This window comes from Helicobacter pylori (genome assembly GCF_016755635.1).
Classification (GTDB): domain Bacteria; phylum Campylobacterota; class Campylobacteria; order Campylobacterales; family Helicobacteraceae; genus Helicobacter; species Helicobacter pylori_CQ.
Map to the genome: position 1 here is coordinate 339,674 of NZ_CP051500.1, position 25,845 is coordinate 365,518.

General features: G+C 39.3%; 20 protein-coding genes. 12 read left to right on the forward strand and 8 right to left on the reverse strand.

Annotated features, from left to right (window positions below; genetic code table 11):
• Nucleotides 1–35 precede the first annotated feature (35 nt).
• Genes fliF through HG567_RS01660 form a run of 7 tightly spaced genes read left to right on the forward strand, consistent with a single transcriptional unit; the run spans nt 36 to nt 8,228 of the window.
• On the forward strand, nt 36–1,739 hold the full coding sequence (gene fliF, locus HG567_RS01630; RefSeq protein WP_202163879.1) for a flagellar basal-body MS-ring/collar protein FliF: 1,704 nt from the start codon (nt 36–38) through the stop codon (nt 1,737–1,739).
• Nucleotides 1,740–1,757: 18 nt separating this feature from the next.
• The gene (gene fliG / locus HG567_RS01635) at nt 1,758–2,789 is read left to right on the forward strand and encodes a flagellar motor switch protein FliG (RefSeq protein ID WP_000201852.1); all 1,032 of its coding nucleotides are present in this window, start codon (nt 1,758–1,760) and stop codon (nt 2,787–2,789) included.
• The gene (gene fliH, locus HG567_RS01640; RefSeq protein WP_079352569.1) at nt 2,776–3,552 is read left to right on the forward strand and encodes a flagellar assembly protein FliH; all 777 of its coding nucleotides are present in this window, start codon (nt 2,776–2,778) and stop codon (nt 3,550–3,552) included. The genes fliG and fliH overlap by 14 nt, the downstream gene beginning before the upstream one ends.
• Before the next feature lie 2 nt (nt 3,553–3,554).
• The gene (gene dxs, locus HG567_RS01645) at nt 3,555–5,405 is read left to right on the forward strand and encodes a 1-deoxy-D-xylulose-5-phosphate synthase (protein WP_202139932.1); all 1,851 of its coding nucleotides are present in this window, start codon (nt 3,555–3,557) and stop codon (nt 5,403–5,405) included.
• A 20-nt stretch (nt 5,406–5,425) separates the two neighbouring features.
• Nucleotides 5,426–7,216, forward strand: coding sequence for a translation elongation factor 4 (lepA, locus tag HG567_RS01650; RefSeq protein ID WP_202164016.1), 1,791 nt, complete (start codon nt 5,426–5,428; stop codon nt 7,214–7,216).
• A 14-nt stretch (nt 7,217–7,230) separates the two neighbouring features.
• Nucleotides 7,231–7,989, forward strand: coding sequence for a protein NO VEIN domain-containing protein (locus HG567_RS01655; protein WP_202139933.1), 759 nt, complete (start codon nt 7,231–7,233; stop codon nt 7,987–7,989).
• A 2-nt stretch (nt 7,990–7,991) separates the two neighbouring features.
• Nucleotides 7,992–8,228 carry a hypothetical protein gene (locus HG567_RS01660; RefSeq protein ID WP_001011843.1) on the forward strand — a complete coding sequence of 79 codons (237 nt, stop codon included), beginning with the start codon at nt 7,992–7,994 and terminating at the stop codon, nt 8,226–8,228.
• 633 nt (nt 8,229–8,861) lie between these two features.
• On the opposite strand, the gene HG567_RS01665 is transcribed toward HG567_RS01660, so the two are convergent.
• The 8 genes from HG567_RS01665 to HG567_RS01700 all read right to left on the reverse strand — a co-directional run bounded on the left by HG567_RS01665 (nt 8,862) and on the right by HG567_RS01700 (nt 20,181).
• Nucleotides 8,862–9,671 (reverse strand): flagellar hook-basal body protein, encoded by an 810-nt coding sequence (locus tag HG567_RS01665; RefSeq protein ID WP_202139934.1) that lies wholly within the window; start codon nt 9,669–9,671, stop codon nt 8,862–8,864.
• Nucleotides 9,672–9,724: 53 nt separating this feature from the next.
• On the reverse strand, nt 9,725–11,011 hold the full coding sequence (locus HG567_RS01670; RefSeq protein ID WP_202139935.1) for an MFS transporter: 1,287 nt from the start codon (nt 11,009–11,011) through the stop codon (nt 9,725–9,727).
• 264 nt (nt 11,012–11,275) lie between these two features.
• On the reverse strand, nt 11,276–13,849 hold the full coding sequence (locus tag HG567_RS01675; protein WP_202140219.1) for a DNA translocase FtsK: 2,574 nt from the start codon (nt 13,847–13,849) through the stop codon (nt 11,276–11,278).
• Complete coding sequence (gene addB / locus HG567_RS01680) at nt 13,846–16,182, reverse strand: ATP-dependent deoxyribonuclease AddB (protein WP_202163880.1); 2,337 nt, start codon at nt 16,180–16,182, stop codon at nt 13,846–13,848. Before addB ends, HG567_RS01675 begins: the two co-directional genes overlap by 4 nt.
• Nucleotides 16,179–18,104: a transketolase gene (tkt, locus tag HG567_RS01685; RefSeq protein WP_202139937.1), complete on the reverse strand. Its 1,926-nt coding sequence runs from the start codon at nt 18,102–18,104 to the stop codon at nt 16,179–16,181. Before tkt ends, addB begins: the two co-directional genes overlap by 4 nt.
• A gap of 46 nt (nt 18,105–18,150) precedes the next feature.
• Nucleotides 18,151–18,993, reverse strand: a complete 843-nt coding sequence (locus tag HG567_RS01690; RefSeq protein ID WP_202139938.1) for a bifunctional riboflavin kinase/FAD synthetase — start codon at nt 18,991–18,993, stop codon at nt 18,151–18,153.
• Nucleotides 18,959–19,666: a 23S rRNA (cytidine-2'-O)-methyltransferase TlyA gene (gene tlyA / locus HG567_RS01695; protein ID WP_202163881.1), complete on the reverse strand. Its 708-nt coding sequence runs from the start codon at nt 19,664–19,666 to the stop codon at nt 18,959–18,961. The genes HG567_RS01690 and tlyA overlap by 35 nt, the downstream gene beginning before the upstream one ends.
• Nucleotides 19,666–20,181: a hypothetical protein gene (locus HG567_RS01700; RefSeq protein WP_202139940.1), complete on the reverse strand. Its 516-nt coding sequence runs from the start codon at nt 20,179–20,181 to the stop codon at nt 19,666–19,668. Before HG567_RS01700 ends, tlyA begins: the two co-directional genes overlap by 1 nt.
• 66 nt (nt 20,182–20,247) lie before the next feature.
• Between HG567_RS01700 and pyrB the strand changes: the two genes are divergently transcribed.
• From pyrB to HG567_RS01725, 5 genes are all read left to right on the forward strand, one after another.
• On the forward strand, nt 20,248–21,171 hold the full coding sequence (gene pyrB, locus HG567_RS01705) for an aspartate carbamoyltransferase (RefSeq protein ID WP_202139941.1): 924 nt from the start codon (nt 20,248–20,250) through the stop codon (nt 21,169–21,171).
• Nucleotides 21,172–21,428: 257 nt separating this feature from the next.
• The gene (gene hofB / locus HG567_RS01710) at nt 21,429–22,868 is read left to right on the forward strand and encodes an outer membrane beta-barrel protein HofB (RefSeq protein ID WP_202139942.1); all 1,440 of its coding nucleotides are present in this window, start codon (nt 21,429–21,431) and stop codon (nt 22,866–22,868) included.
• A gap of 90 nt (nt 22,869–22,958) precedes the next feature.
• The gene (locus HG567_RS01715; RefSeq protein WP_202139943.1) at nt 22,959–24,614 is read left to right on the forward strand and encodes an ABC transporter ATP-binding protein; all 1,656 of its coding nucleotides are present in this window, start codon (nt 22,959–22,961) and stop codon (nt 24,612–24,614) included.
• The gene (locus tag HG567_RS01720; RefSeq protein ID WP_202139944.1) at nt 24,608–25,231 is read left to right on the forward strand and encodes a neuraminyllactose-binding hemagglutinin family protein; all 624 of its coding nucleotides are present in this window, start codon (nt 24,608–24,610) and stop codon (nt 25,229–25,231) included. The genes HG567_RS01715 and HG567_RS01720 overlap by 7 nt, the downstream gene beginning before the upstream one ends.
• A gap of 3 nt (nt 25,232–25,234) precedes the next feature.
• Nucleotides 25,235–25,813: a restriction endonuclease gene (locus tag HG567_RS01725; RefSeq protein ID WP_202139945.1), complete on the forward strand. Its 579-nt coding sequence runs from the start codon at nt 25,235–25,237 to the stop codon at nt 25,811–25,813.
• Nucleotides 25,814–25,845: the final 32 nt, after the last annotated feature.

A 25,845-nucleotide genomic window follows, 5' to 3' on the forward strand; every position in this document is an offset into this window, starting at 1 on the left:
CTTAAAAGAATGAAAATTTTATCAAGGTTTTAATATTGGATTTAAAGATATTATTGCAACGGATTGTTGATTTTTTCATCAAGCTCAATAAAAAGCAAAAAATCGCCCTGATTGCAGCCGGGGTTTTGATCACCGCCTTGCTTGTGTTTTTATTGCTCTATCCCTTTAAAGAAAAAGACTACGCGCAAGGGGGTTATGGGGTTTTATTTGAAGGCTTAGACTCTAGCGATAACGCTTTAATCTTACAGCATCTCCAGCAAAACCAAATCCCTTATAAAGTCTCCAAAGATGACATCATTCTTATCCCTAAAGATAAAGTGTATGAAGAAAGGATCACTTTGGCTTCTCAAGGGATCCCTAAAACGAGTAAAGTGGGCTTTGAAATCTTTGACACTAAAGACTTTGGGGCGACTGATTTTGATCAGAACATCAAACTCATTCGCGCCATTGAGGGGGAATTGTCGCGCACGATTGAAAGTTTAAACCCCATTCTTAAAGCCAATGTGCATATTGCAATCCCTAAAGACAGCGTGTTTGTGGCTAAAGAAGTGCCTCCTAGCGCTTCAGTGATGCTCAAACTCAAGCCTGACATGAAGCTTTCACCCACTCAAATTTTAGGGATTAAAAATTTAATCGCTGCAGCTGTGCCTAAACTCACGATAGAAAACGTGAAAATCGTGAATGAAAACGGCGAATCAATAGGCGAGGGCGATATATTAGAAAACTCCAAAGAATTAGCCCTAGAACAATTGCATTACAAACAAAATTTTGAAAACATTTTAGAAAATAAGATTGTCAATATCTTAGCCCCTATTGTGGGGGGTAAAAACAAGGTGGTCGCAAGGGTCAATGCGGAGTTTGATTTCAGCCAAAAGAAAAGCACTAAAGAGACTTTTGATCCCAATAATGTTGTAAGGAGCGAGCAAAATTTAGAAGAAAAAAAAGAAGGCGCTTCTAAAAAACAAGTCGGCGGTGTGCCGGGGGTTGTGAGCAATATCGGGCCTGTGCAAGGATTGAAAGACAATAAAGAGCCAGAAAAATACGAAAAGTCTCAAAACACGACCAATTATGAAGTGGGTAAAACCATTAGCGAGATTAAGGGCGAGTTTGGCACTTTAGTGCGTTTGAATGCGGCGGTTGTGGTGGATGGCAGGTATAAAATCGCGCTTAAAGATGGGGCAAACGCTTTAGAATACGAGCCTTTGAGCGATGAATCGCTTAAAAAAATCAACGCTCTAGTGAAACAAGCCATTGGCTATAACCAAAATAGAGGCGATGATGTGGCGGTGAGCAATTTTGAGTTTAACCCTATGGCACCCATGATTGATAACGCTACTTTGAGCGAAAAAATCATGCACAAAACTCAAAAAATCTTAGGTTCATTCACGCCTTTAATCAAGTATGTTTTGGTGTTTATAGTGCTATTTATTTTCTATAAAAAAGTGATTGTGCCTTTCAGCGAACGCATGCTGGAAGTGGTGCCTGATGAAGATAAGGAAGTGAAATCCATGTTTGAAGAAATGGATGAAGAAGAAGATGAATTGAACAAATTGGGCGATTTGAGAAAAAAAGTAGAAGATCAATTAGGGCTTAATGCAACCTTTAGCGAAGAAGAAGTAAGATACGAAATTGTCTTAGAAAAGATTAGAGGGACCCTTAAAGAGCGCCCTGATGAAATCGCAATGCTCTTTAAACTCCTAATCAAAGATGAAATCTCTTCAGACAGCGCGAAAGGCTAAAAAGATAAAAGGTTAAAAATGGCAACCAAGCTTACCCCCAAACAAAAGGCTCAATTAGACGAACTTTCCATGAGTGAAAAAATCGCTATTTTACTCATTCAAGTGGGCGAAGACACCACAGGCGAGATTTTAAGGCATTTAGACATTGACTCTATTACAGAGATTTCTAAGCAAATCGTGCAATTAAACGGCACAGACAAGCAAATCGGCGCGGCGGTTTTAGAGGAATTTTTTGCGATTTTTCAGTCTAACCAATACATCAATACCGGCGGTTTAGAATACGCTAGAGAGCTTTTAACCAGGACTTTAGGGAGCGAAGAAGCTAAAAAAGTGATGGATAAACTCACTAAAAGCTTGCAAACGCAAAAAAACTTCGCTTATTTAGGCAAAATCAAACCCCAACAACTCGCTGATTTCATCATTAACGAACACCCTCAAACCATTGCCTTGATTTTAGCCCACATGGAAGCCCCTAATGCGGCTGAGACTTTGAGCTATTTTCCTGATGAAATGAAGGCTGAGATTTCTATTAGAATGGCGAATTTAGGCGAAATATCGCCCCAAGTGGTTAAAAGGGTTTCCACGGTGTTAGAAAACAAACTAGAATCGCTCACTAGCTATAAAATTGAAGTGGGTGGCTTAAGAGCGGTGGCTGAAATCTTTAACCGCTTAGGCCAAAAGAGCGCTAAAACCACGCTCGCTCGCATTGAAAGCGTGGATAACAAGCTCGCCGGCGCGATTAAAGAGATGATGTTCACTTTTGAAGACATATCCAAACTAGACAATTTCGCTATCAGAGAGATTTTGAAAGTAGCGGATAAAAAAGACTTGTCTTTGGCGCTAAAAACTTCTACCCAAGATTTAACCGATAAATTCTTAAACAACATGAGCAGCAGGGCTGCAGAGCAGTTTGTAGAAGAGATGCAGTATCTTGGCGCGGTCAAAATCAAAGATGTGGATGTGGCTCAAAGGAAAATCATTGAAATCGTGCAGAGCTTGCAAGAAAAAGGCGTGATCCAAACCGGCGAAGAGGAAGATGTCATTGAATAGCCGTAAAAACTTGATCCAAAAAGACCATTTGAATAAGCATGACATTCAAAAATACGAATTTAAGAGCATGGCAAACTTACCCCCTAAAACTAATCCTAATGGCGCGTCTTTAGAAACGCCTAACCCAGAAGAGCCTTTGGAAAAAAAAGCGATAGAAAACGATTTGATTGATTGCTTATTGAAAAAAACCGATGAGCTTTCAAGTCATTTAGTGAAATTGCAAATGCAATTTGAAAAAGCCCAAGAAGAGAGCAAAGTTTTGATTGAAAACGCTAAAAACGACGGCTATAAAATCGGCTTTAAAGAGGGCGAAGAAAAAATGCGTAACGAACTCACTCATAGCGTGAATGAAGAAAAAAACCAGCTTTTGCATGCGATCACGGCTTTAGATGAAAAAATGAAAAAATCAGAAGATCATTTAATGGCTTTAGAAAAGGAACTGAGCGCGATTGCGATAGATATAGCTAAAGAAGTGATCCTTAAAGAAGTGGAAGACAACAGCCAAAAAGTGGCCTTAGCTTTGGCTGAAGAGCTTTTAAAAAATGTTTTAGACGCAACGGATATTCATTTAAAAGTCAATCCCTTGGATTACCCTTATTTAAACGAGCGTTTGCAAAACGCTTCCAAAATCAAATTAGAGAGCAATGAGGCTATTTCTAAAGGAGGCGTTATGATCACTAGCTCTAACGGGAGCCTTGATGGGAATTTAATGGAGCGCTTTAAAACGCTCAAAGAAAGCGTGTTGGAAAATTTTAAGGTGTGATTTTGCAAAATAAAACTTTTGATTTAAACCCTAATGATATTGCAGGCTTGGAGTTGGTGTGTCAAACGCTGCGGAATCGTATTTTAGAAGTGGTGAGCGCTAATGGGGGGCATTTAAGCTCTTCTTTAGGGGCTGTGGAGCTGATTGTAAGCATGCATGCCTTATTTGATTGCCAAAAAAACCCTTTCATCTTTGACACTTCGCACCAGGCTTACGCTCACAAGCTCTTAACCGGGCGCTTTGAAAGCTTTAGCACTCTAAGGCAATTTAAAGGCTTGAGCGGCTTTACTAAACCCAGCGAGAGCGCATACGATTATTTCATTGCCGGGCATAGCTCCACTTCGGTGTCTATAGGCGTGGGGGTGGCTAAAGCTTTTTGTTTGAAACAAGCGCTAGGCATGCCTATAGCTTTATTGGGCGATGGGAGCATTAGCGCAGGGATTTTTTATGAAGCCTTAAACGAACTGGGCGATAGGAAATACCCCATGATCATGATTTTGAACGATAATGAAATGAGTATCAGCACGCCTATTGGAGCCTTATCCAAAGCCCTTAGCCAGCTGATGAAAGGCCCGTTTTACCAGTCTTTGCGCTCTAAAGTTAAAAAAATCTTAAGCACCTTACCTGAAAGCGTGAATTACTTAGCGAGCCGTTTTGAAGAATCTTTTAAACTCATCACCCCAGGCGTGTTTTTTGAAGAATTGGGCATTAACTATATAGGGCCTATTAATGGGCATGATTTGAGCGCGATTATTGAAACCTTGAAATTAGCCAAAGAGCTTAAAGAGCCGGTGCTAATCCATGCGCAAACCTTAAAGGGCAAAGGCTATAAAATCGCTGAAGGGCGCTATGAAAAATGGCATGGGGTGGGGCCTTTTGATTTGGATACCGGCTTGTCTAAAAAATCCAAAAGCGCGATTTTATCGCCCACTGAAGCGTATTCTAACACCCTTTTAGAATTAGCCAAAAAAGATGAAAAAATCGTAGGCGTAACCGCTGCGATGCCTAGCGGCACAGGATTAGACAAGCTCATTGACGCTTACCCTTTGCGCTTTTTTGATGTCGCTATCGCTGAACAACACGCCCTGACTTCTAGTAGCGCTATGGCTAAAGAGGGGTTTAAACCTTTTGTGAGCATCTATTCTACTTTTTTGCAGAGGGCTTATGATTCCATCGTGCATGACGCTTGCATTTCTAGCTTGCCGATTAAATTAGCCATTGACAGGGCTGGGATCGTAGGCGAAGATGGCGAGACGCACCAAGGGCTTTTAGACGTGTCGTATTTGCGCTCTATCCCTAACATGGTCATTTTTGCCCCACGAGACAATGAAACTTTAAAAAACGCCGTGTATTTTGCTAATGAGCATGATTCAAGCCCTTGCGCGTTCCGCTACCCTAGGGGATCGTTTGCACTAAAAGAGGGGGTTTTTGAGCCTAGCGGTTTTGTTTTAGGCCAAAGCGAATTGTTGAAAAAAGAAGGCGAAATTTTACTCATAGGCTATGGTAATGGCGTGGGGAGGGCGCATTTAGTCCAACTGGCTTTAAAGGAAAAAAACATAGAATGCGCTCTTTTGGATCTCAGGTTTTTAAAGCCCTTAGATCAAAATTTAAGCGCGATCGTTGCCCCTTATCAAAAGCTCTATGTTTTTAGCGATAATTACAAGCTTGGGGGGGTGGCTAGCGCGATTTTAGAGTTTTTGAGCGAACAAAATATTTTAAAGCCTGTTAAAAGCTTTGAAATCATGGATGAATTTATCATGCATGGGAACACCGCTTTAGTGGAAAAATCCTTAGGCTTAGACACAGAGAGTTTGACTGACGCTATTTTAAAAGATTTAGGACAAGAGAGATGAAAGAAAAGACGCCTACGCCAATGAAAAATATCCGCAATTTTTCCATTATCGCTCACATTGACCATGGTAAAAGCACTTTAGCGGATTGCTTGATTTTTGAATGCAACGCTATCAGTAACAGAGAAATGACGAGCCAAGTGATGGACACTATGGACATTGAAAAAGAAAGGGGCATTACGATTAAGGCTCAAAGCGTGCGCTTGAATTACACTTTTAAGGGGGAGAATTATGTTTTAAACCTCATTGACACCCCAGGGCATGTGGATTTTAGCTATGAAGTGTCTCGCTCTTTGTGTTCATGCGAAGGGGCGTTATTAGTGGTAGATGCCACTCAAGGCGTGGAAGCGCAAACCATTGCAAACACTTATATCGCTTTAGATAACAATTTAGAAATTTTACCGGTGATCAATAAAATTGATTTGCCGAATGCGAATGTTTTAGAGGTCAAACAGGATATAGAAGACACGATAGGGATTGATTGCTCTGGCGCTAATGAAGTGAGCGCTAAAGCTAAGCTAGGCATTAAAGATTTGTTAGAAAAAATCATTACGACCATTCCTGCCCCTAGCGGTGATTTTAACGCTCCCTTAAAAGCGCTCATTTATGATTCATGGTTTGACAATTATTTAGGGGCGCTAGCGTTAGTGCGTATCATGGATGGGAGCATCAACACCGAGCAAGAAATTTTGGTGATGGGAACGGGTAAAAAACATGGCGTTTTAGGGCTATACTACCCCAACCCTTTGAAAAAAATCCCCACCAAAAGTTTAGAATGCGGTGAGATTGGCATTGTGAGTTTAGGGCTAAAGAGCGTTACGGATATTGCGGTGGGCGACACGCTCACAGACGCTAAAAACCCTACCTCTAAGCCCATTGAGGGCTTTATGCCGGCCAAACCCTTTGTTTTTGCGGGGCTTTACCCTATAGAAACGGACAGGTTTGAAGATTTAAGAGAAGCGTTATTGAAACTCCAGCTTAACGATTGCGCTTTAAATTTTGAGCCTGAAAGCTCTGTGGCGCTTGGCTTTGGCTTTAGGGTGGGCTTTTTAGGGCTATTGCACATGGAAGTGATTAAAGAAAGGCTGGAGAGGGAATTTGGCCTTAATCTCATCGCTACCGCTCCCACGGTGGTGTATGAAGTGCATTTGACGGATAATAGCATCAAATATGTCCAAAACCCTAGCGAACTGCCCCCTGAAAACCATATCGCTTGCATCAAAGAGCCTTTTGTGAGGGCGACGATCATCACGCCGAGTGAATTTTTGGGTAATTTAATGCAGTTATTGAACAATAAAAGAGGCATTCAAGAAAAAATGGAATATTTGAACCAATCTCGTGTCATGCTCACTTATTCCTTGCCAAGCAACGAAATTGTGATGGATTTTTACGACAAGCTCAAATCTTGCACTAAAGGGTATGCGAGCTTTGATTATGAGCCGATAGAAAACAGAGAGGCCCATTTAGTGAAGTTGGATGTGAGGGTGGCAGGCGATGTGGTGGATGCGCTTTCTATCATTATAGATAAAAACAAGGCGTATGAAAAGGGGCGAGCATTAGTGGAAACGATGAAAGAGCTTATTCCAAGACAGCTTTTTGAAGTCGCTATCCAAGCGAGCGTGGGGAATAAAATCATCGCCAGAGAGACGATTAAATCTGTCGGTAAGAATGTAACGGCTAAGTGCTATGGGGGCGATATTACACGAAAAAGAAAACTCTTAGAAAAGCAAAAAGAGGGTAAGAAACGCATGAAAGCTATCGGTAAGGTGGAGCTTCCCCAAGAAGCGTTTCTAGCGATATTAAAGATTGATTAGGGCGTTTAGCTTCTATGGCAAAACATAAGAACTATGAAATTTTAAATCTCATAGGCTATGCTTTGGCGAAATTTGATAATGACTTTATTAAAGAATTTGGTTTTTCTACTAAAAACGCCTTTTTTGAATATTGCGTTCAAATCGGCTTAGCTAACACGACTGGCGTTATCAAAAATCGCATGGATTTATTTGATTATTTTTTTCCTAACAAACGTAAAGGTTGGTGGCAAAAAGGCGATGCCTATATCCATAGAAAATTATGGATTGATAGTTTGTTTAAAGATGAAGACGCTAAAGGTTTTAGCCATATTGTGAAATGGTTTTTACAAGAACAATACGGAATCAAAGATTTAGGCATTACCCCTAACGCTTACCTCAAAACCCGCTATAAAAGCATGCAAGAAACGGGTTTAGAAGCCGAATTGTATTTTTTAAACCACTATAAAAACATCAAAATATTCTCTTGTGGGCATTTAAAAGACATGCGTCTTTTTGGCGATGGGTATGATTTCTATATTCAAACCAACAAGCAGGCGTTTTTAGTGGAAGTTAAGGGGATTAGAGAAAAGCAAGGGGCATTGAGATTGACCCAAAAAGAATACGAACAAGTGCAAGCGTATAACCATGATTATGTGCTTGTGGTGGTATTGAATTTGAGTGAAAAACCCCATCTTTTATCCATTGCTAACCCCTTAAAGCATTTAGAATTTAAGGCATGCGAGAGGAAGCAAAAAAGCATTTTAGAATACCACTTAATAGGGCAAATAAAATAACTTTGAATTTTACAGGGGGCTATAGGAGTGGGGTTCAAATTGATAGGAATGCCCCCAAACGCATTTACAAATACACCAAAAAAGATTGCGATTTGATTTTAGGGATAGACACTCGCACGAGCGAATGCTATATTATCCCTATTGAAGACACACAAGAATGGGGCAACACAAAGAGTTTGTCGCAACTCCAACACTATAAAGAGAATTGGCAAATTTTGATTGACTTGGCGTTGGAGTAAGAATATAAAACTACATTCACAAACAAGAAAAAAGATTTCTTTAGATATAGTGTTGGTTATGCCAAAAAGGCACAATCAAATTAGAAAAGAATGACTTGCTCTTAAACCCTAATTTAGTGGAAGCAGAAAGAAAATTTTTACAAGCTTTTAAAATGGTTCTATCTTAAAATGAACGCTGATAATCAAGTGGGTAATCAAAAAGCTTGATTGGGGCGATAAAAACATTAAGGGAATTAGAAACCAAGCCGACACTCTCTAACCATTACAGAGACGGCATCAACTATAGCGTCTCAAACCTTAATGGGATTAGATCTTATCACAAACGAGCTTAAAACACAAGAGCCATAACAAGAAAAATGGGGGCGTTTGCTTACAGAATACCACAAAAAAGAGCGTTTTAAACAACAAACGAAATAATTAAAATTGAATTATTGTTGAGTAGTTAGTGGCTATAAAGAGAAGCTTGCGATTGTTTCGACTTTGCAAGCGATTACAAAAGAAAAGACATTTAATTCTTTAAACTCTTTTAAAACTAATGCTATACAAAAAAGATTAACAAGGCTTTTAAAAAGCATCATTAGGGAGTTAGGGTATCGTAAAAACCCTCCTATGAATTTTAAAATCGCCAAAAGTCTAAGCTTTTGCGGCGAGTTTGTTGATCGCTTCAGCGTTCATGTCGTCTTGGTGGGTTTTTAGTACTTTAGAATACATGTCCAAAAAGCGGTTGATTCCAATCAAAGCGCTCATCTCACGCACCGCATTGACATTGCTTTTTTCTAGCATGTATTGTTTTAACGCACCAGAGTCAGAGACTTGATGAACGCCTTCGCCCTGATAAGTATAAAGGTTTTGCCCTATTTTTTTAAGGTTTTTAGGTTCGCTAAAACTCACTAAAGCTAACGCGCCCGCTTGAATTTGGGCTTCATTATCCCTAAAAGTGATTCCGCCATTTTGATCCACTTCAATTTCAGCGTCAGGCATGAGCATGATCCCTCCTTTTTCGTTCAAGCCCGAACGAGAAAGCACCCTAAAGCCATTAAGAGTAACTAAAAAGCCGTCTTTATCCACGCTAAAATGCCCATCTCTGGTATAAGCGACGCCCTCATTAGTTTGTATCGCAAAATAGAGGTTAGGGCTTGTTAGGGCAAAATCTAGGGGGTTATGCGTTTTTTCAAACGCGCCAAGACTCCTATCGGTATAGATTTCTGATAAAATAGGCACACGATTGAGGTTGCGGTTTAAATACTTCGCACTCGCTTTGGTTTGATCTTCTAAGGGCAGTTGCTCTCGGTATTGTTGGTAAAGCCTTAAAAAATCGCCTATAATCGCATCGTCTCTTTTAAAGCCATTGGTGTTTAAATTAGCTAAATTATTAGAGGTTAAATCCAAGCGGTTAAATTGTGTCGCCATAGCCCCTGTGGCTGCATAATACCCATTTTGCATGCAAGAATCCTTTTAAAAGGAAAAATTATAGCAAAAATTAAATAAAAACAGATTCATTCCAAATAGGTTTTTTTAGGGAATATGATAACCATAACCATAAAGATAACAATACTCAACATGACATAGCCCACAAACCCCCATTCAAAACCATGTTGTTTGAACTCTAACGCTACATAGCTTGCGCTCCCTCCAAAAAGCGCATTAGCGATCGCATAGGCCAAACCCACGCCAAGCGCTCGCACATGTTCAGGGAATAATTCCGCTTTAATGACCCCAGCAATGCAAGTGTAAAAACTCATGCTGCTTAATGCGAGTATTTCATAAAATAGGGCTTCATACACGCTAGTGGCATGCTTGATGCCATAAAAGACAATGGGCGTTACAATAAGCCCTGTGATCGCAAAAACCATCAGCATTTGGGTGCGTTTGATTTTATCTGCAAGCATCCCGCATAAGGGTTGAAAGAAGATGAAATAAGAGAGCGCTAAAAGCATGATGAAACTGCTTTCTTTAGGGCTGAATGATGAGCTGTTGGTTAAAAAGATTTTTAAATACACCGTAAAAGTATAAAAACACAAACTCCCTCCCATAGTGAGTCCAAAAACTATCATTAAGGCTTTTTTATGGTGGAGCAATTCCTTCAAACTGCCTCTTTGGGTTTCTTCTTTAATAGTGGTTTTGGGAGTTGTTTTGCTATCCATGGTTTCTTCCATGATATTTCTTAAAAAGAGCGAGAGTAGGGCTAATATACCCCCTAAAGCGAATAAATAACGCCAAGCAAACGCGCTGATTTGCTCATGCGTGTAAATATTTTCAACGATAAAGAGTGAAAAAATAGCTAAGAGTTGCCCTCCAACTAAAGTTACATATTGAAAAGAGCCATAAAAACCTTTTTTACCATTCTTGCCTAATTCAGAGAGATAAGTAGCGACCACGCCATATTCTCCTCCCACGCTAAAGCCCTGTAAAAGCCTGGCTAATAATAAAAACAAGAACGCCCATTCCCCTACGATTTCTTTAGTGGGGAGCAATGCGAGCAAAAAAGAGCCTAGCGCCATAAGGATAATGGAATACACCATAGAAGTTTTACGCCCCTTTTTATCCCCCAATTTACCAAAAAACAAACTCCCCAAAGGGCGCATGAAAAACCCTAGCATAAAAACCAAAAAAGCTGAGATGAGCGCTAAAGTGGGGTCATTGGTGTGGGTAAATTCCTTAGCGAAATAAGGCGCTAAGAACGCATAAGCGTAAAAGTCATACCATTCCACTAAATTACCTGAACTAGCGGCTAAAAGGGATTTTAAGGGTTTTTTGGTGGCGGGTTGAATCTGGGGGTTCATGGCTATCCTTGAACATGAAATTTTTAGGTAATTTTACTAGGAGTTAGGGAAACCACAGATAATATTTGATTAATAGATGAAAGGTTGGTATCGTTTGTATCATTGAGAAAAGTTTTTGTTTTTAATGAAGGATTGGTGATAAAGTCTAAAAAATGTGCAAAGGCATTTTTAAAATCAATAATAAAGGGCTTGCAAAAAGCGGGCGGTAACTTTTTAAAAATTAAAAATAATGTTTCTATTGCCAATATCCAATGAAAACAAAGCCTAAAAGTTTTGCAAAATCTCTCTGTTGCCTTTGGCGTTTCTTGGGGATAAAAAGCCTTGAGCTTCTAATTCGTCAGTAATGGTGGCGGCTTGGTTGTAGCCGATTTTTAATTGGCGTTGTAAAAAACTCGTAGAAGTGATCTTTTTTTCTAAAATCACCGCTTTAGCCCTTTCTAAAATGTCATCGCCTTGATAGTTAGGGGTGTCTAAAGGCATGCGCGATTCTTCTAGCAAGAAATCTTTATCATATTCCACCTCTTTTTGGGCTTTAATAAAATCCACGATTTTTTTGATTTCATCTTCAGTAGCAAAGGGGGCATGCAAGCGCACTAACCCGTTTGTTCCTGGGGGGGTAAAGAGCATATCGCCCCTTCCTAGCAAGCTTTGCGCCCCATCGGTGTCTAAAATCACTTTAGAATCAATCTTAGTGCCTACCCTAAAACTCACCCTTGAAGGCAAATTGGTTTTAATCAAGCCGGTTACGACATCCACGCTTGGGCGTTGGGTCGCTACAATGAGGTGCAAACCGCTCGCGCGCCCCATTTGAGCGATTCTAGCGATAGGAAACTCCGCTTCTTTGCCCCCTGTCATCATCAAATCCGCTAATTCATCAATCACCACAATCAAATAGGGGAACGCTTCAACGCCGTTATTTGGGGCTTGCTCGTTATAAGAATCAATGGTTTTAACCTTGTATTCGCTCATTAAAGAATATCGGCGTTCCATTTCTTTAGCCACGCTTTGTAAAGCCCCAATAGCTTTTTTAGGGTCGGTGATAATGGGCGTGAGCAAATGAGGGATGTCCGCATAAATGCTAAATTCTACCATTTTGGGATCGATCATCACTAATTTGAGTTGATCGGGGGGGTTTTTATAAAGTAAGGATAAAATCATCGCATTCACGCCCACGCTCTTACCGCTTCCTGTTGTGCCGGCGATGAGCAAGTGAGGGAGCTTTTTTAAATCCGTGATGAAAGGGTTACCCACAATGTCTTTGCCTAAAGCTAGAGTTAGGGGCGAGCTGGATTTTTGAAACAATTCGCTCTCTAGAATTTCTCTTAAATAAATGATCTGGCTTTGGCTGTTAGGGATTTCAATGCCAACGACATCTTTACCTTTAATGGGGGCTTGAATGCGGATGGATTCAGCGCATAAAGTCATCGCTAAATCATCGCTCAAGCCTAAAATGCGGCTCACCTTAACGCTAGGGGCTGGGCGGAATTCAAAAGTGGTTACAATAGGGCCTGAATAAGTGCGGATAATATCGCCATCAATTTTAAAGGTGCGTAGCTTGCTCAATAAATCCTGGATTTTTTGATCAATCTCGTTTTCGTCTAAAGAAGTGTCTTTCAAACAAACCGCATTCAATAATTGCGTTGTGGGAAGCTCATAATCTTTGGGTTTTTGCACTTCGCCATAATCCAATCCGTCTAATATCTCTTTATTTTCGCTCAATTCTTTAACCATAACGGGTTTTTTAGCGCTGGTGGGGGTTAGTGGGCTAAAGTTTGGAGCGTTTTGTATTTCTTTTTCTTCTTTGAGATTTTCTTGTATCGTTTCTTCTATCATTTCTTCTTGCGCGTTTTCTTGTGGGCTTTCTTCTTTTTTTGGGTGGTTTGGGGCTTTGTGGTTTTGTGTTTTGTTGTCATTTTCTGTGTTGGGTGCAGATGCGGGCATGACGGGTGCTGACATGATAGGTTTGAGTGTGGTGGGTTTGGGCGTGGTGGGCGTAAGAGTTTCTTTTGTAGGCGTGGGTTCTCTTTCTTTAGTTTCTTGTTGGGTTTTTTTTAAAGTGGGGTTAGACAAATCATCAAATCGGTTTCTTTTAGGGTAAATGGTGTAATGGGTAGGGGGGTGAGGGGAAATTTGGACTAAGCCTTCTTGCGGTTCTGAATCATTTAAAGTCGTGTTATAGGGGGTAGGGATCGCTAAAAACGATTCTTCGTTAGGGGTTTTGTGGTTTTCATCAATGGGGTTTTCTTTGAGATTTTCTTTTTCTTTGTCGTTGTTGGTTTCTTTTTTTTGAGAATCTGATGGGGTGTTTTCAAAACCCTCTTTTTTCAGGCTAAAATTAGGGCTAAAAGCCTGTAAGCATTGTTGATAAATCTCTTTTAAAAGGCTTTGTGTTTTGTTCATATAAGGATAAAAAACGCTTTTAGGGGGCAGTTTGAATAAAATCAAATAAGAAATAACTACCATAAGCATTATCAGCGCATAAAGCCCAAAGTCCCCTATAAAAGGGCGTAAAAACAAACGCGTGCTGTTGCCGATTTCCCCTTGATCCAACAGGCTAGATTGCAAAAAGAGCAAAGATAAAATGCCTAATAGATGCCCTAAAGTTTTTTCTAAAACGATTTCTGTAAAAGGGTTTTTAGTCTTGTATAAAAGGAATAAAACCCACGCTAAATAGGGTAAATTAATGAATGAAAGATACCCAAAATATTTTTTATTGATTGCGGCAAACCACACCCCAAAACGCCCCACTAAACCGCTATTACCTAGCCATGAAGATAGGGTTAAAAACGCTAATAAAACCCCTATGATTAAAGCTAAATAAAGTTTTTTAGATTTCATCGGTTGCACATGTCTTTAAAAGAGCAATACTCACAATCTTTAACCTCTAAAGTTTTTTCAAAATCAATTTCTTGCTTGAGTTTGGGGATAAGAGAAAATTCCAAATGATCCATTTTAGCCTGTAAAACAAGCTCGTCTTCTTCTACTAGTTCGCCCTTTCTCAAATCATAAAAAAAGGCTTTTATAGGATCTTTGTAGCCCAGATTTTTAAGGGCAAACGCATAGATGGCCATTTGATAATCGGTGCTGATTTGAGCGATTTCTATGGGACTTAAGCCTCCTCTTTGTGTTTTACTCATGTTGTCTAATTTCAAATCGTTTTTGAATTTGTAATCCAATAAAATAATCTCATTGTCAGCGGTTTTGTCAATCCTGTCTATACGCCCCTTAAAAACAACGCCTTGAATAATCGTTTCAAAGCTTTTTTCAAGATCAAGGATTTTGATTTTTGTATTAAAGCGTTCTTTTTCTTTAAGATAAAAAGCCTGGATTTTTTTGAGCGCTACAAGAGTGTCTAAACGCTCTTTAGGGGTAATGTTTTCTCTTGTTTCTAAGAGCCAAATGAGCCTCTCTTCTAATACATAAGGGTTTTTGTCTTTTTCATAAGCTTCTTTTAAAAGTTCATGGAGCAAACTGCCCACAGCACTATTATTTTCGTCTTTAGGGCTTTCTTTGAATCGCTTAATGTAATGGTAGTAAAAACGGCGCTTGCAAGTTAAAAAAGCGTTCAATGAGCTAGCGCTAAAGCTAAAATCTTTAGGGATAGTGGCTTTGATTTCTTCTTCTTGGTAGTCTTTTAAGGGGCTTGTTTCAAAAAGCGTGTAAGCGTCTTTGATAGGCTCTATATGCAAATTTAATTCTAAAAGCATGTTAGAGACTTTTGAAGTTTCGCTCTCTACATAAGAAAGTGTTATTTCTTTAGAGTTTTTAAAGAGTTGGTAGTAATAGTGTTTTTGCAAATTTTTCTTATCTAATAAAGTGGGGAGGTTGAGCGATTTTCTTAAAGCAGAATTTAAAAACAAATCGCAATCTTTAAGGCTTGGCACACAAGTTTCATTGAAATCTACAATAACGATTTTATCAAATTGCATGCCCCTTGTCTCTAAAGTGTCCATGACTCGTATTTTGCCCCCACTAGAATCGTCTAAGCGGAAGTTGGCTTCAAATTCTTGCAAATACAAATGCAATAAATCTTTAAGGCTGTAGTTTTTAAGCATGTCTTTTAGAAGATGATACTGGTGCATGATTTGAGAATGCGCTTCTTTTAAGGGCACTTTTTCTTTAGAGCTTTGTTGTTCTAAAAGCGGGAGCGTAATATTTTCTAAATCCAATAACGCAGATCCGCTTAAATTAAGATCGCTTGTTTGTAAATCTTCTAAGATTTTGACAAGCTCTGTATAATAAGGGCTGTTTTTAGTCCCTAAACCCATCGCAAAATTCAAATTGTTGTTTCTGTCTAAGAGTTTTAAAAAAGGCAAAAAATCCGCATTAGGCGTGATGATCGCCATTTTATTAGGGTCGTTATTTTCTTGCAAATATTCTTCTGTGGTTTGTAAAACTAAAGCGCCTTGTTTTAAATAACTAGAGTTGGCATAGAGCTTTGGCTCTATTTTTTGATCATTAAAAGTTTGAGAAAGGATCTTTTGGGTTTTAAAATCAATGGAATAATCGCAATCCGTCTCCAACTTGAGATTTAAAAATTCCAAGAATTTTTGGTTGTATTTATCGCAAGATAAGTGTAAAGTGATAGGCACTAACTCAGCCACTTCTAATAAGCATTGCCTTTCAAAAACGCTCATAAAGCCGTCTAAATGCCATTCAATGGAGGAAAAATGCTCAAAAAATTCTTTTAAAATGGTGGGCTTTTTTTGCATGATTTTGTCGTAAAAGCCTAATTCTTCTAGCTTTTTAACATAGCGATCATAAATCATTTCTAAGACTTCTAAATGCTTTTCATAATCCAAGTAAATGTCTTTAAAAGAAAGTTCATTGAGTTTGATGCAAGCAGAACTTAACTCATCAAACAAATCAAACAAAAAAGAAGTGCTTTCCAAATACCCTAAAAAGCTGTTTTCAAAAAGCAAAAGCCCTTCAAGCACGGATTTTTTTTCTTTAGCGATAGCCTTAATGGTGTCTATCATTAAAATTTGGCGCGCGCTTTTAGGGATTTTCTTTTGATTAGGGATGTAAAAAGCCTGTTCAAAAAAATTCCCCATGCTCATTGCGCTAGGCAAAAACCCTTCGCCTTGCTCTAAATAGAAATGCTTTAAACGCCTGGTAGAGCTAAAAACAAATAGGGGGGTTTTTTCTAAAAAAAGTTTTTCTAAGTTCATGCGTTGAGTAACCTTTTGGCTTGAATGGTGATGTTTTCAACGCTGAAGCCGAATTTTTCAAAGAGTTTATCGCCCTTTGCTGAACTCCCAAAAGAATCCATGCCAATGATTTTATCCGCAAAACGATACCACTCTATCGCACGGCTCGCTTCAATCGCTAAAACTTTACCTTTAAAAAGTTCTTTAAGATAGCTTTCATCTTGCTCTATCAACAAATCAAAGCAAGGCACGCTCACCACTTGAGTGGGGATATTTTCTCGCTCTAAAATTTGAGCGCTCTCTAAAGCTAAAGAAGCTTCGCTCCCGCTCGCAACGAGCGTGATAATGGGATCTTTAGAGTGGTGTTTAATGTACGCCCCTTTTAAAACCTGCTCTTTAGAAACCTCATCAAGCACGGGCAAATTCTGGCGCGATAAAATAAGAGCGCTAGGAGCGTTCAAACTTAACGCTACTTGCATGCAAGCCGTATTTTCAAAAGCATCGCTGGGTCTGAAAGCATAGAAATTGGGCAAAGCGCGTAAATGGCTCAATTGCTCTATGGGCTGGTGCGTCGCCCCGTCTTCGCCCACGCCAATGCTGTCATGCGTGAAGATAAAAAGGGCTTTTAGTTTCATTAAAGCGCTCAAACGCATGCTGGGCATTAAATAATCGCTAAACACAAAAAAGGTCGCACAAAAAGGCACAAACAAGCCATACGCCGCTAAAGCGTTAGTGATAGCCCCCATGGCATGCTCTCTGATCCCAAAATGCAAGTTTTGCCCTAAAGGGAAATCGCCAGAGTGTTTTAAATGCGTGTTATTGGATGGGGCTAAATCCGCGCTCCCCCCTAAAAATCCCTCGCATTCTTTAGCGATAGCGTTTAAAATCATGCCGTTACTCACTCTCGTGGCTAGAGATTCGCCTTTTTTAAAGGTGGGGTAATGGATGGCGCTAAAATCAAAATCCTTTAACGCATGGATCTTTTCTTTTGTTTTAGGGCTTAAGGATTTTTCCCATAAGGCTTCTAAGCTAACGCCCCTAACTTTCACTTCTTCAAAATGCATTTTGTTTTTTGGGCTAATGATAAAGCTTTCATCAGGGTTGATTTGAGCGTTTTCTTTGGATTGTTTTAACACTTCTTTATTTAAAGGCGAGCCATGCGTTTTTTCGCTTCCCTCTAAGCCAATAGCCCCCTTACCAATGATCGTATGAGCGATTAAAAGCGTGGGTTTATGGGATTTTTTGGCCTCTTCTAAAGCATCATTAATCGCTTGATAGTCATGCCCATCGCATTCTAGCACTTCCCAATTTTGTGCTAAAAAACGCGTTTTAACCTGTTCGCTAAAACTAATATTAATAGCGCCTTCAATGCTTATCTGATTGCTGTCATAAATCACAATGAGATTATCAAGGCGAAGGTGTCCGGCTAAAGAAGCGCTCTCATAGCTAATGCCTTCTTGCAAATCCCCATCCCCACACAAGCAATAGACTTTATGAGAAATGGCTTCTTTATCCAAAAGGTTTTGAGCGTATTGGCTCGCCATGCTAAAGCCCACAGCGTTAGCAAAACCTTGCCCCAAAGGGCCTGTGGTGATTTCAATGCCTTCAGTGTGGTGCAATTCAGGGTGTCCTGGGGTTTTAGAGTGTAATTGCCTGAAACGCTTTAAATCGTCTAAACTCAAATCAAAGCCCCACAAATGCAACAAACTATACGCTAACGCACTCGCATGCCCTCCGCTAAAAACCAATCTGTCCCTATTGAGCCATTTAGGGTTAGTGGGGTTTAGGTTTAGGTGCAAGCTTAAAACCACCATCACATCAGCTAACCCCAAGCACACGCCCGGATGCCCACTATTAGCCTTATCTATCATGTCCGCGCACAAAAAGCGAAGCGTGCTCGCCATGCTTTTTAATCGTTCTAAGTCAGCGTTACTCAATCGCATCAAATTTTTCCATTTTTAAGGTTTTTGAGAGTCATTTTAACACAAATTATCTCAAAATCTCTTTGGCCATTAAGATGTCTTGTTGGATCTGATTTTTAAGCTCTTTTAACGAAGAAAAACGCATGTTGTCTCGTATTTTTTGAACCCAACGCAAAGCGATTTCTTGGGGCGGGTTTTCTATAATAGTATCAAGGACATGGCATTCTATGGCGAAATGTTGATCGGTGCTTAAGCGATTGCCTATAAAACTCACGCTTTTTTGATAAATTGGATCTTTTATTCTCACTAAACTCGCATACACCCCAAAACTAGGGAGGATAAAATCTTTAGTTTTAATATTTAAAGTAGGCGCTAATTCTTTATGCCCTAAGCCTTGATCGCTAATGACTTCCCCGCACACTTCATAAGGCCTGCCTAAGAGTTTGTTAGCCAAAGATAAGTCGCCATGACTCAGGGCTAGTTTGATCATCTTAGAATGCACGCTAATGTTTTGGACTTTCACTTCAGGCACAATAATGGTTTTTTCAAAACGCTCTTTTAAAAACAAAGCGTCATTTTGCCTCCCATGCCCAAACCTGAAATCATAGCCCACCACTAGGTGTTCTAAATTGGGGAATTTCTTTTTTAAAAGCTCTAAAAATTCTAGGGCGTTTAATTGCGAAATCTCTTCTAAATACACAAAAAATAAAGGCATGCCCACGAGTTTGGCGCGGTATTTTAGGGGGGTTAAATAGCCTTTAGTGTAATGTTTTTTTTCTATGATTAAAAGGGCTTTGGGATCTTTTAATTCTTTAAAAAGGGCTTGATGCCCTAGATGCAAGCCATCAAATTTACCGATAGCTAAGCTTTTAACCTCAGGCTCGCTTGAAATGGATAAAAAATTCAACATTCCCGTTTTTCCCTTTCACTAAGCTTTCTTGGATCTTTAAGATTTGAAAATTCTTTGTTTTTAAATGGTTTTTAAAGTTTTCTAAAGCGTTTAAAATGGCTTCTTTATCCATTACCACCCCCTTTTTATTACGTTTTATTTTTCTGCCCACTTCAAATTGCGGTTTGAAAAGCACCAAAAATTCACCGCTTAAAGGCACAATCGCTTCTAAAATACAATATAAAGAAATAAAACTCACATCACAAAGCACTAAATCAATTGTTTCTGGCGTTTTAAACCCTCTAATATCGCATTCTTCATAACATTCTATGCGCTTGTCTTGTTTCAAACTTTCATCTAATTGCATTTTCCCCACATCCACGCAAAACACCTTTTTAGCCCCTTTTAAAAGAGCCACTTGACTAAAGCCCCCCTTGCTCGCTCCCACATCTAAAACCACCTTTTCTTTAAAATCTATAAAGTGATTTTCTAAAAAAGCCCCTAATTTTTCCCCAGCCCTACTAACGAAAAGTTTTTCAGCGATGAGTTCAATCTTATCACCCTCTTTAACGATAAAAGAGGGTTTAGAAACCACTATTTTATTGACTAAAACCTGTTTTTTTAAAACCAACGCCTTAGCTTTTTCTCTGCTACCCACTAAATGCTGACTGAATAAAGCGTAATCTAAGCGCATTAAAATTGAGGTAAGGGGACTTGATAAGCGAAATTAAAAACAATTTTGCCTAAATTATAGGCATCAAGCTCTAGTTTGGCTTCTTGCACCGCTAAATAATCCAATTTATTAAAAGCGAGTAAAAAAGCTCTGCTCCACCGGTTCGTGGTTTCTAAAATGCCATCAAATTCATCTTTTGTGATTTCTCGCACCCATAAAGGCTCTGAGCCTGTAGGTTTTGTGCCAAAAAGTTCATAAGAAATATAGCCATCATCTATCCAATCGTTATTTTGCGTGAAAATCTCCACTAAAAAATACTCATGATCATAGTAAGTGCCGCTATCCACATCGTTTAAATGCGTAGCGATAGCCGTGATGATAGGCACATTATCTTGGGTGATTTCGCCTTTCCTGCTGGCTTGGATCTTTTTTTCTAAAACTAAGTCTAGCGTGTAAGTGTCTTCATTGAAATTGCTCACACACCCCAAACAAAAGAATAAAAACACCAGAAGTGTTGAGAGATTTTTCAAGCCCATTCCTTGCTAAAACCCATGCCATTTTTAGCTAAAATAAAACCTATATTATAACTAAAAGGGGGTTTTATGCCAAAAAAATGCCGACACTTGCTCCAAACCAGTGATTTAAGCCTAGATGAAATCAAGCTTTTATTGAACAAAGCGAGCGTTTATGCGAACGATTTTAACGCCGTATCTTTAGAAACAAAAGAAAAAATGTATAATAAAATCATCGTGGCGTTATTTTTTGAAAATTCCACCAGAACGGTGTCTAGTTTTGAAATCGCAAGCCTAAGGTTAGGGGCAAAAATAGTGAAATTAAACATGCAAACAAGCTCCACTTCAAAGGGTGAAACCCTGATAGACACTTTTAAAAATATCCATGCCATGCAGCCTGACGCTATCATCACACGGCATGCTTTTTCAAGCGCGCCTTTTAAATTAGCTGAATTTTCACAATGCCCCTTGATTAACGCAGGAAGCGGCACAAGCGCTCACCCTACCCAAGCGTTATTAGATTTGCTCACCCTTTATCGGCATTTTGGCGGTTTAGAAAATCTAAAAGGGAAGAAAATCGCTTTTATAGGCGATGTGAAAAATTCCAGAGTGGCTAATAGTAACATTAAATTGCTCCAACGGCTAGGGCTTGAGATCATGCTGTGCGCTCCAAGCTCCATGCTCCCTATCACTTCTTTAAAAACGACGCACAACGTTGAAGAAGCGATAGCATTTGCTGACATCTTAATGAGTTTGAGGACCCAAACCGAACGCCACAACGCGCCCATTTTTGCGAGCTTGAAAGATTACGGCAACGCTTATTGCATCACTCAAAAACGCCTAGAGGCTCACGCTAAAAATAAAGAGATCATTATTTTGCACCCAGGCCCGGTGCATAGGGACATTGATATAGAAAGCGCGGTGTTAGAAGACAAGCGATCTAAAGTTTTAGAGCAAGTCAAAAATGGCGTGGCAATGCGCATGGCGGTGTTGGAATTTTTGCTATTAGATTGATTATCAAACTTAAAAAATGCTTTTTAGCATTTTTTTAAAAAAATGGGTTTGGTTGTAAAACGGCACAAAAACCCCAATTTGATTAAATTTTGATTTACTTTATCTCATTTTATGATGAAATTAAAAAAATTTCGTTATAATCTAAAATAGTTGAGTTAATTAAAAGTAAATAAATAGATTGATTATGCTTCTTTGTTTTTTAGATCAGTTAAGAATTGTATAGTCTTTAAGATGTATTGGCTATTAAAAGGGAAAAAATGAAAAATAGCGCGCCTTTAAAGAATCAAGTTTTTTGTGGGTTATACGTTTTAAGTTTGAGCGCTTCTTTGCAAGCGTTTGATTATAAAATTGAAGTTTTAGCGGAGTCCTTTTCTAAAGTTGGTTTTAATAAAAAAAAGATTGATATTTCTAGGGGGATTTATCCTACAGAGACTTTTGTAACCGCTGTAGGGCAGGGCAATATTTATGCGGATTTTTTATCCAAAGGCCTTAAAGATCAAGGGCATGTTTTAGAGGGAAAAGTCGGTGGCACGCTAGGAGGGGTCGCTTATGATAGCACAAAATTTAATCAAGGTGGATCGGTTATTTATAACTACATCGGTTATTGGGATGGCTATTTAGGGGGTAAAAGGGCCTTGCTTGATGGCACGAGTATCCATGAGTGCGCGCTTGGATCTGATGGCAAGGTGATTGATTCTATAGCATGCGGGAACGCTAGGGCTAATAAAATCCGCCGTAATTATTTGATGAATAACGCTTTTTTAGAATACCGCTATAAGGATACATTTGCGGCTAAAGGGGGGCGTTATCAATCTAATGCTCCTTACATGAGCGGTTACACGCAAGGCTTTGAAATCAGCGCTAAAGTTAAGGATAAAAATGAAGGAAGCCATAAATTATGGTGGTTTAGCTCATGGGGTAGGGCGTTCGCTTATGGGGAGTGGATTTATGATTTTTACTCTCCAAGAACCGTGGTTAAAAACGGGCGCACTTTGAATTATGGTATCCATTTAGTGGATTACACTTATGAAAGGAAAGGGGTTAGCGTTAGCCCTTTTTTCCAATTTTCGCCCGGGACTTATTACAGCCCTGGAGTGGTTGTAGGCTATGATAGTAACCCTAATTTTGATGGCGTGGGCTTTAGATCCGAAACAAAAGCTTATATTTTGCTCCCTGTCCATGCCCCCTTAAGAAGAGATACTTATCGTTACGCTGTGAAAGCTGGCACTGCCGGGCAAAGCTTGCTTATTAGGCAACGATTTGATTACAATGAATTTAATTTTGGAGGAGCGTTTTATAAAGTATGGAAAAACGCAAACGCTTACATAGGCACGACAGGAAACCCTTTAGGCATTGATTTTTGGACCAATAGCGTTTATGATATAGGGCAAGCCTTAAGCCATGTGGTAACCGCTGATGCCGTCTCTGGTTGGGTTTTTGGTGGGGGCGTGCATAAAAAGTGGCTGTGGGGGACTTTATGGCGTTGGACTAGCGGCACTTTAGCCAATGAAGCGAGCGCGGCTGTTAATGTGGGCTATAAGATCAGTAAGAGTTTGACAGCGAGCGTGAAATTAGAATATTTGGGCGTGATGACGCATTCAGGCTTTACGGTAGGGAGTTACAGGCCCACGCCCGGCTCTAAAGCGCTTTATTCAGACAGGAGCCATTTGATGACAACTCTTAGCGCCAAATTCTAACCAATCGCTTTAAGCTGTTTATTAAAGCGTTAAAAATCCCTTAATAAAAACACTATAATACAAGTTTAATCAAATCCAAAGGTTAAGCATTTGAAACTCTTTTTCAGGCGTTATTCTAAATACCTTAAAGAGCATTATAAAAGTTTTATAGTGGTTTTGTTTTCTTCTTTAGTGGTGGCTTTAAGCACGGCTTGGGGGACTTATTTAGTCAAGCCCACTTTAGATGAAATTTTTATCAATAAAGACACTCACATGCTCAAAATCCTGCCTTTTTTAGTGATTTTGGCGTATTTGGGCAAGAGTGGGGGCATGTATTTAGGCACTTATTTCACTAACTTTATTGGGCTTGATATTGTCAAAAAAATACGCAACACTATGCTAGAAAGCCTTCTCAAAATGGAAATGGATTTTTTTAACAGGACGAAAAAGGGCGAATTGATCGCAAGAATCACCAATGATATAGGATTGATTAGAGCGAGTTTGTCCAATTACCTTTCAGAGAGCCTAAGAGAGGGGCTAACGATTGTCGGGTTAGTGGGGGTGGTGATCTATCAAAGCCCTAAATTAGCGTTAGTGGGGCTAGTCATCATGCCGCTAGCTGCTATTCCTATCAGTAAAATCATTCGTAAGGTTAAAAAACTCGCTAAATCCCATCAAGAGAGTAATGCCAAAATCACCGCTCGTTTGAGTGAAGTCTTTAACAATGTGGAAGCGATTAAAATCTCTAATGGCGAAAAGTTAGAGCATAAGGCTTTTGTGAAAGAAAATGAAGCGTTTTTTAAAATCGGTATCAAAAACATCGCCGTGGCTGAAATTTCTTCGCCTTTAATGGAGTTTTTAGGCTCAATCGCTATAGCGTTAGTGATCTATTTAGGGGGGAATGAAGTGATTAGGGGCCATATTAGCGTGGGGGCGTTTTTTTCTTTCATCACGGCCCTTTTTATGCTCTATACGCCGATTAAACGCTTAACTAGGATTGTTTCTAATTTTCAAGAAGCCTTAGTCGCTAGCGACAGGATCCATGAGATTTTAGAAAGAGAGCCGGCTATTGTTGATGGGGAATTGACGCTAAATAACGCCATACACACCATTGAATTTAAAAAGGTATGGCTGGCTTATGCGCTAGACAATCAAGAGCGTTATGTTTTAAGCGATATTAGTTTGAAATTCCAACAAAATGAAATCATCGCCCTAAAAGGCGAAAGCGGGAGCGGTAAAAGCTCATTAGTGAATCTGATCTTACGCCTTTATGAGCCAAGCCAGGGCGAAATTTTCATCAATGATCAAAAAATAGAGAGCATCACTCAAAAATCCTTAAGAGAAAAGATTAGCGTTGTCACTCAAAGGGTGTTTATTTTTAACGGGAGCGTGGCTGAAAATGTGGCGTATGGTTTAGAAATTGATGAGGTGAAAATCAAAGAATGCCTAAAAAAAGCTCAAGCCTTAGATTTTGTGGAAAAAATGCCTCATGGGATAGAGAGCGTTTTAGATGAATTTGGCGCTAATCTTAGCGGCGGTCAACGCCAAAGAATCGCCATTGCAAGAGCTTTGTATAAAGACGCTCAAGTTTTAATCTTTGATGAAGCCACTTCCGCTTTGGATAATCACACAGAAGAGAGCATCAAACAAAGCATTTTAGAATTGAAACAAAACCGCTTGATCATTCTTATTTCGCACAACCCAAGCACGCTAAAATTAGCCACTAAGCATGTGAAATTAGAGCATGGGCGTTTGACAGAATGCTAAGGGTTTTAAGCGTTGGTGTTGCTTTTATTTTACTAGGGTGTCAGTTTTTCAACAAAACCACACTCCATTTAAAATACAAAGATTACCCCAAAAATAGCGCTTTAAAAACCGCTTTCACTTTAACCCCCCCTAAAATCTTTTTTAACGCCCGTTTTGTGCCGCCCTTTTACCAAAAAGAATTTAAAAAAGCAATCGCCCAACAAATCGCTTATTTTTTAAAAGATAAAAGCACTTTTACCCTCAATGTTTCAGGCAATGTTTTTTTTTCTTTTGAAGAGAGTCCTAAAGATTTAAAAGCCATTAAAGAAAGGCTTAAAAAGACGATTGAGCCTAACGCTGACCCAAAATCCGTCATGCGTTTTTTAAACCTTCAAGCGAGCTTGATTTTAGAATGCACCCCGCAAACAACTTGCCCGTTTGACACCCTTTTAATCCCTACCGCTTTCAGCGTGCCTGTTTATTACGCTAATCGTTTGGGCGACAACCCCTCTCTTTTTTCCCAAGAAGATAAAACCTATCATAACGCTTTAATCAAAGCCCTTAATAAGGCTTACTATTCTCTTATGGAGGGTTTAGAAAAGCGTTTGAACGCTATAGAAAATGCAGAGTGGCTTTAAGGCATGAAAAAGATTGTATTTTTTATTTTTGTCATTTTGTTTTCGGTAGGGATTTATTTAATTTGGCATGTTTTATTGGAAAAAGCCTTAGAATTGAAATTAGCTACTTCAGCTAATGACTTGCTTTTAAAATTGTTGTCAATTCTTGGCGTTTTTTCAATATTAGTGTTATTTCAAGGCGTTATTTCTTCGTATAAGAAGCGCCAACTCAAACGCATTTTGCAAAAAATAGACGCCATGAACGGCTTTGAATTTGAAGAATATTCCAAAATCTTTTTCACTTCAAAGGGTTTTGAAGTTACAATCACTCAAAAAAGCGGCGATTATGGAGCGGATTTGATCATAGAAAAAGACGGCATCAAATGGGCGGTTCAAGCTAAACGCTACTCGCATAAAGTTTCGCCCAAAGCCATTCAAGAGGTGGTCTCTTCTAAAGCTTACTACGCTTGCGAAAAAGCTTGCGTGATCACCAACAGCTACTTCACGCAGGCCGCTCAAAAACTGGCTCAAGCTAACGGAGTGCTTTTGATTGATAGAGACGAATGGATCAAATTTTTGGGTGGGAAAAACGAATCTAGTTAAAAATTTTTTAGGGCAATTCGCAAAATAATCAA

Coding starts and splice junctions, on each gene's coding strand:
- HG567_RS01725 (WP_202139945.1), top strand. CDS start 25,235: ATGAAAAAGATTGTATTTTTTATTTTTGTCATTTTGTTTTCGGTAGGG.
- pyrB (WP_202139941.1), top strand. CDS start 20,248: ATGCCAAAAAAATGCCGACACTTGCTCCAAACCAGTGATTTAAGCCTA.
- tlyA (WP_202163881.1), bottom strand. CDS start 19,666: ATGCGCTTAGATTACGCTTTATTCAGTCAGCATTTAGTGGGTAGCAGA.
- fliG (WP_000201852.1), top strand. CDS start 1,758: ATGGCAACCAAGCTTACCCCCAAACAAAAGGCTCAATTAGACGAACTT.
- HG567_RS01655 (WP_202139933.1), top strand. CDS start 7,231: ATGGCAAAACATAAGAACTATGAAATTTTAAATCTCATAGGCTATGCT.
- HG567_RS01690 (WP_202139938.1), bottom strand. CDS start 18,993: ATGTTGAATTTTTTATCCATTTCAAGCGAGCCTGAGGTTAAAAGCTTA.
- lepA (WP_202164016.1), top strand. CDS start 5,426: ATGAAAAATATCCGCAATTTTTCCATTATCGCTCACATTGACCATGGT.
- hofB (WP_202139942.1), top strand. CDS start 21,429: ATGAAAAATAGCGCGCCTTTAAAGAATCAAGTTTTTTGTGGGTTATAC.
- addB (WP_202163880.1), bottom strand. CDS start 16,182: ATGAACTTAGAAAAACTTTTTTTAGAAAAAACCCCCCTATTTGTTTTT.
- HG567_RS01700 (WP_202139940.1), bottom strand. CDS start 20,181: ATGGGCTTGAAAAATCTCTCAACACTTCTGGTGTTTTTATTCTTTTGT.
- HG567_RS01720 (WP_202139944.1), top strand. CDS start 24,608: ATGCTAAGGGTTTTAAGCGTTGGTGTTGCTTTTATTTTACTAGGGTGT.
- fliH (WP_079352569.1), top strand. CDS start 2,776: ATGTCATTGAATAGCCGTAAAAACTTGATCCAAAAAGACCATTTGAAT.
- HG567_RS01675 (WP_202140219.1), bottom strand. CDS start 13,849: ATGAAATCTAAAAAACTTTATTTAGCTTTAATCATAGGGGTTTTATTA.
- HG567_RS01670 (WP_202139935.1), bottom strand. CDS start 11,011: ATGAACCCCCAGATTCAACCCGCCACCAAAAAACCCTTAAAATCCCTT.
- tkt (WP_202139937.1), bottom strand. CDS start 18,104: ATGCGATTGAGTAACGCTGACTTAGAACGATTAAAAAGCATGGCGAGC.
- HG567_RS01665 (WP_202139934.1), bottom strand. CDS start 9,671: ATGCAAAATGGGTATTATGCAGCCACAGGGGCTATGGCGACACAATTT.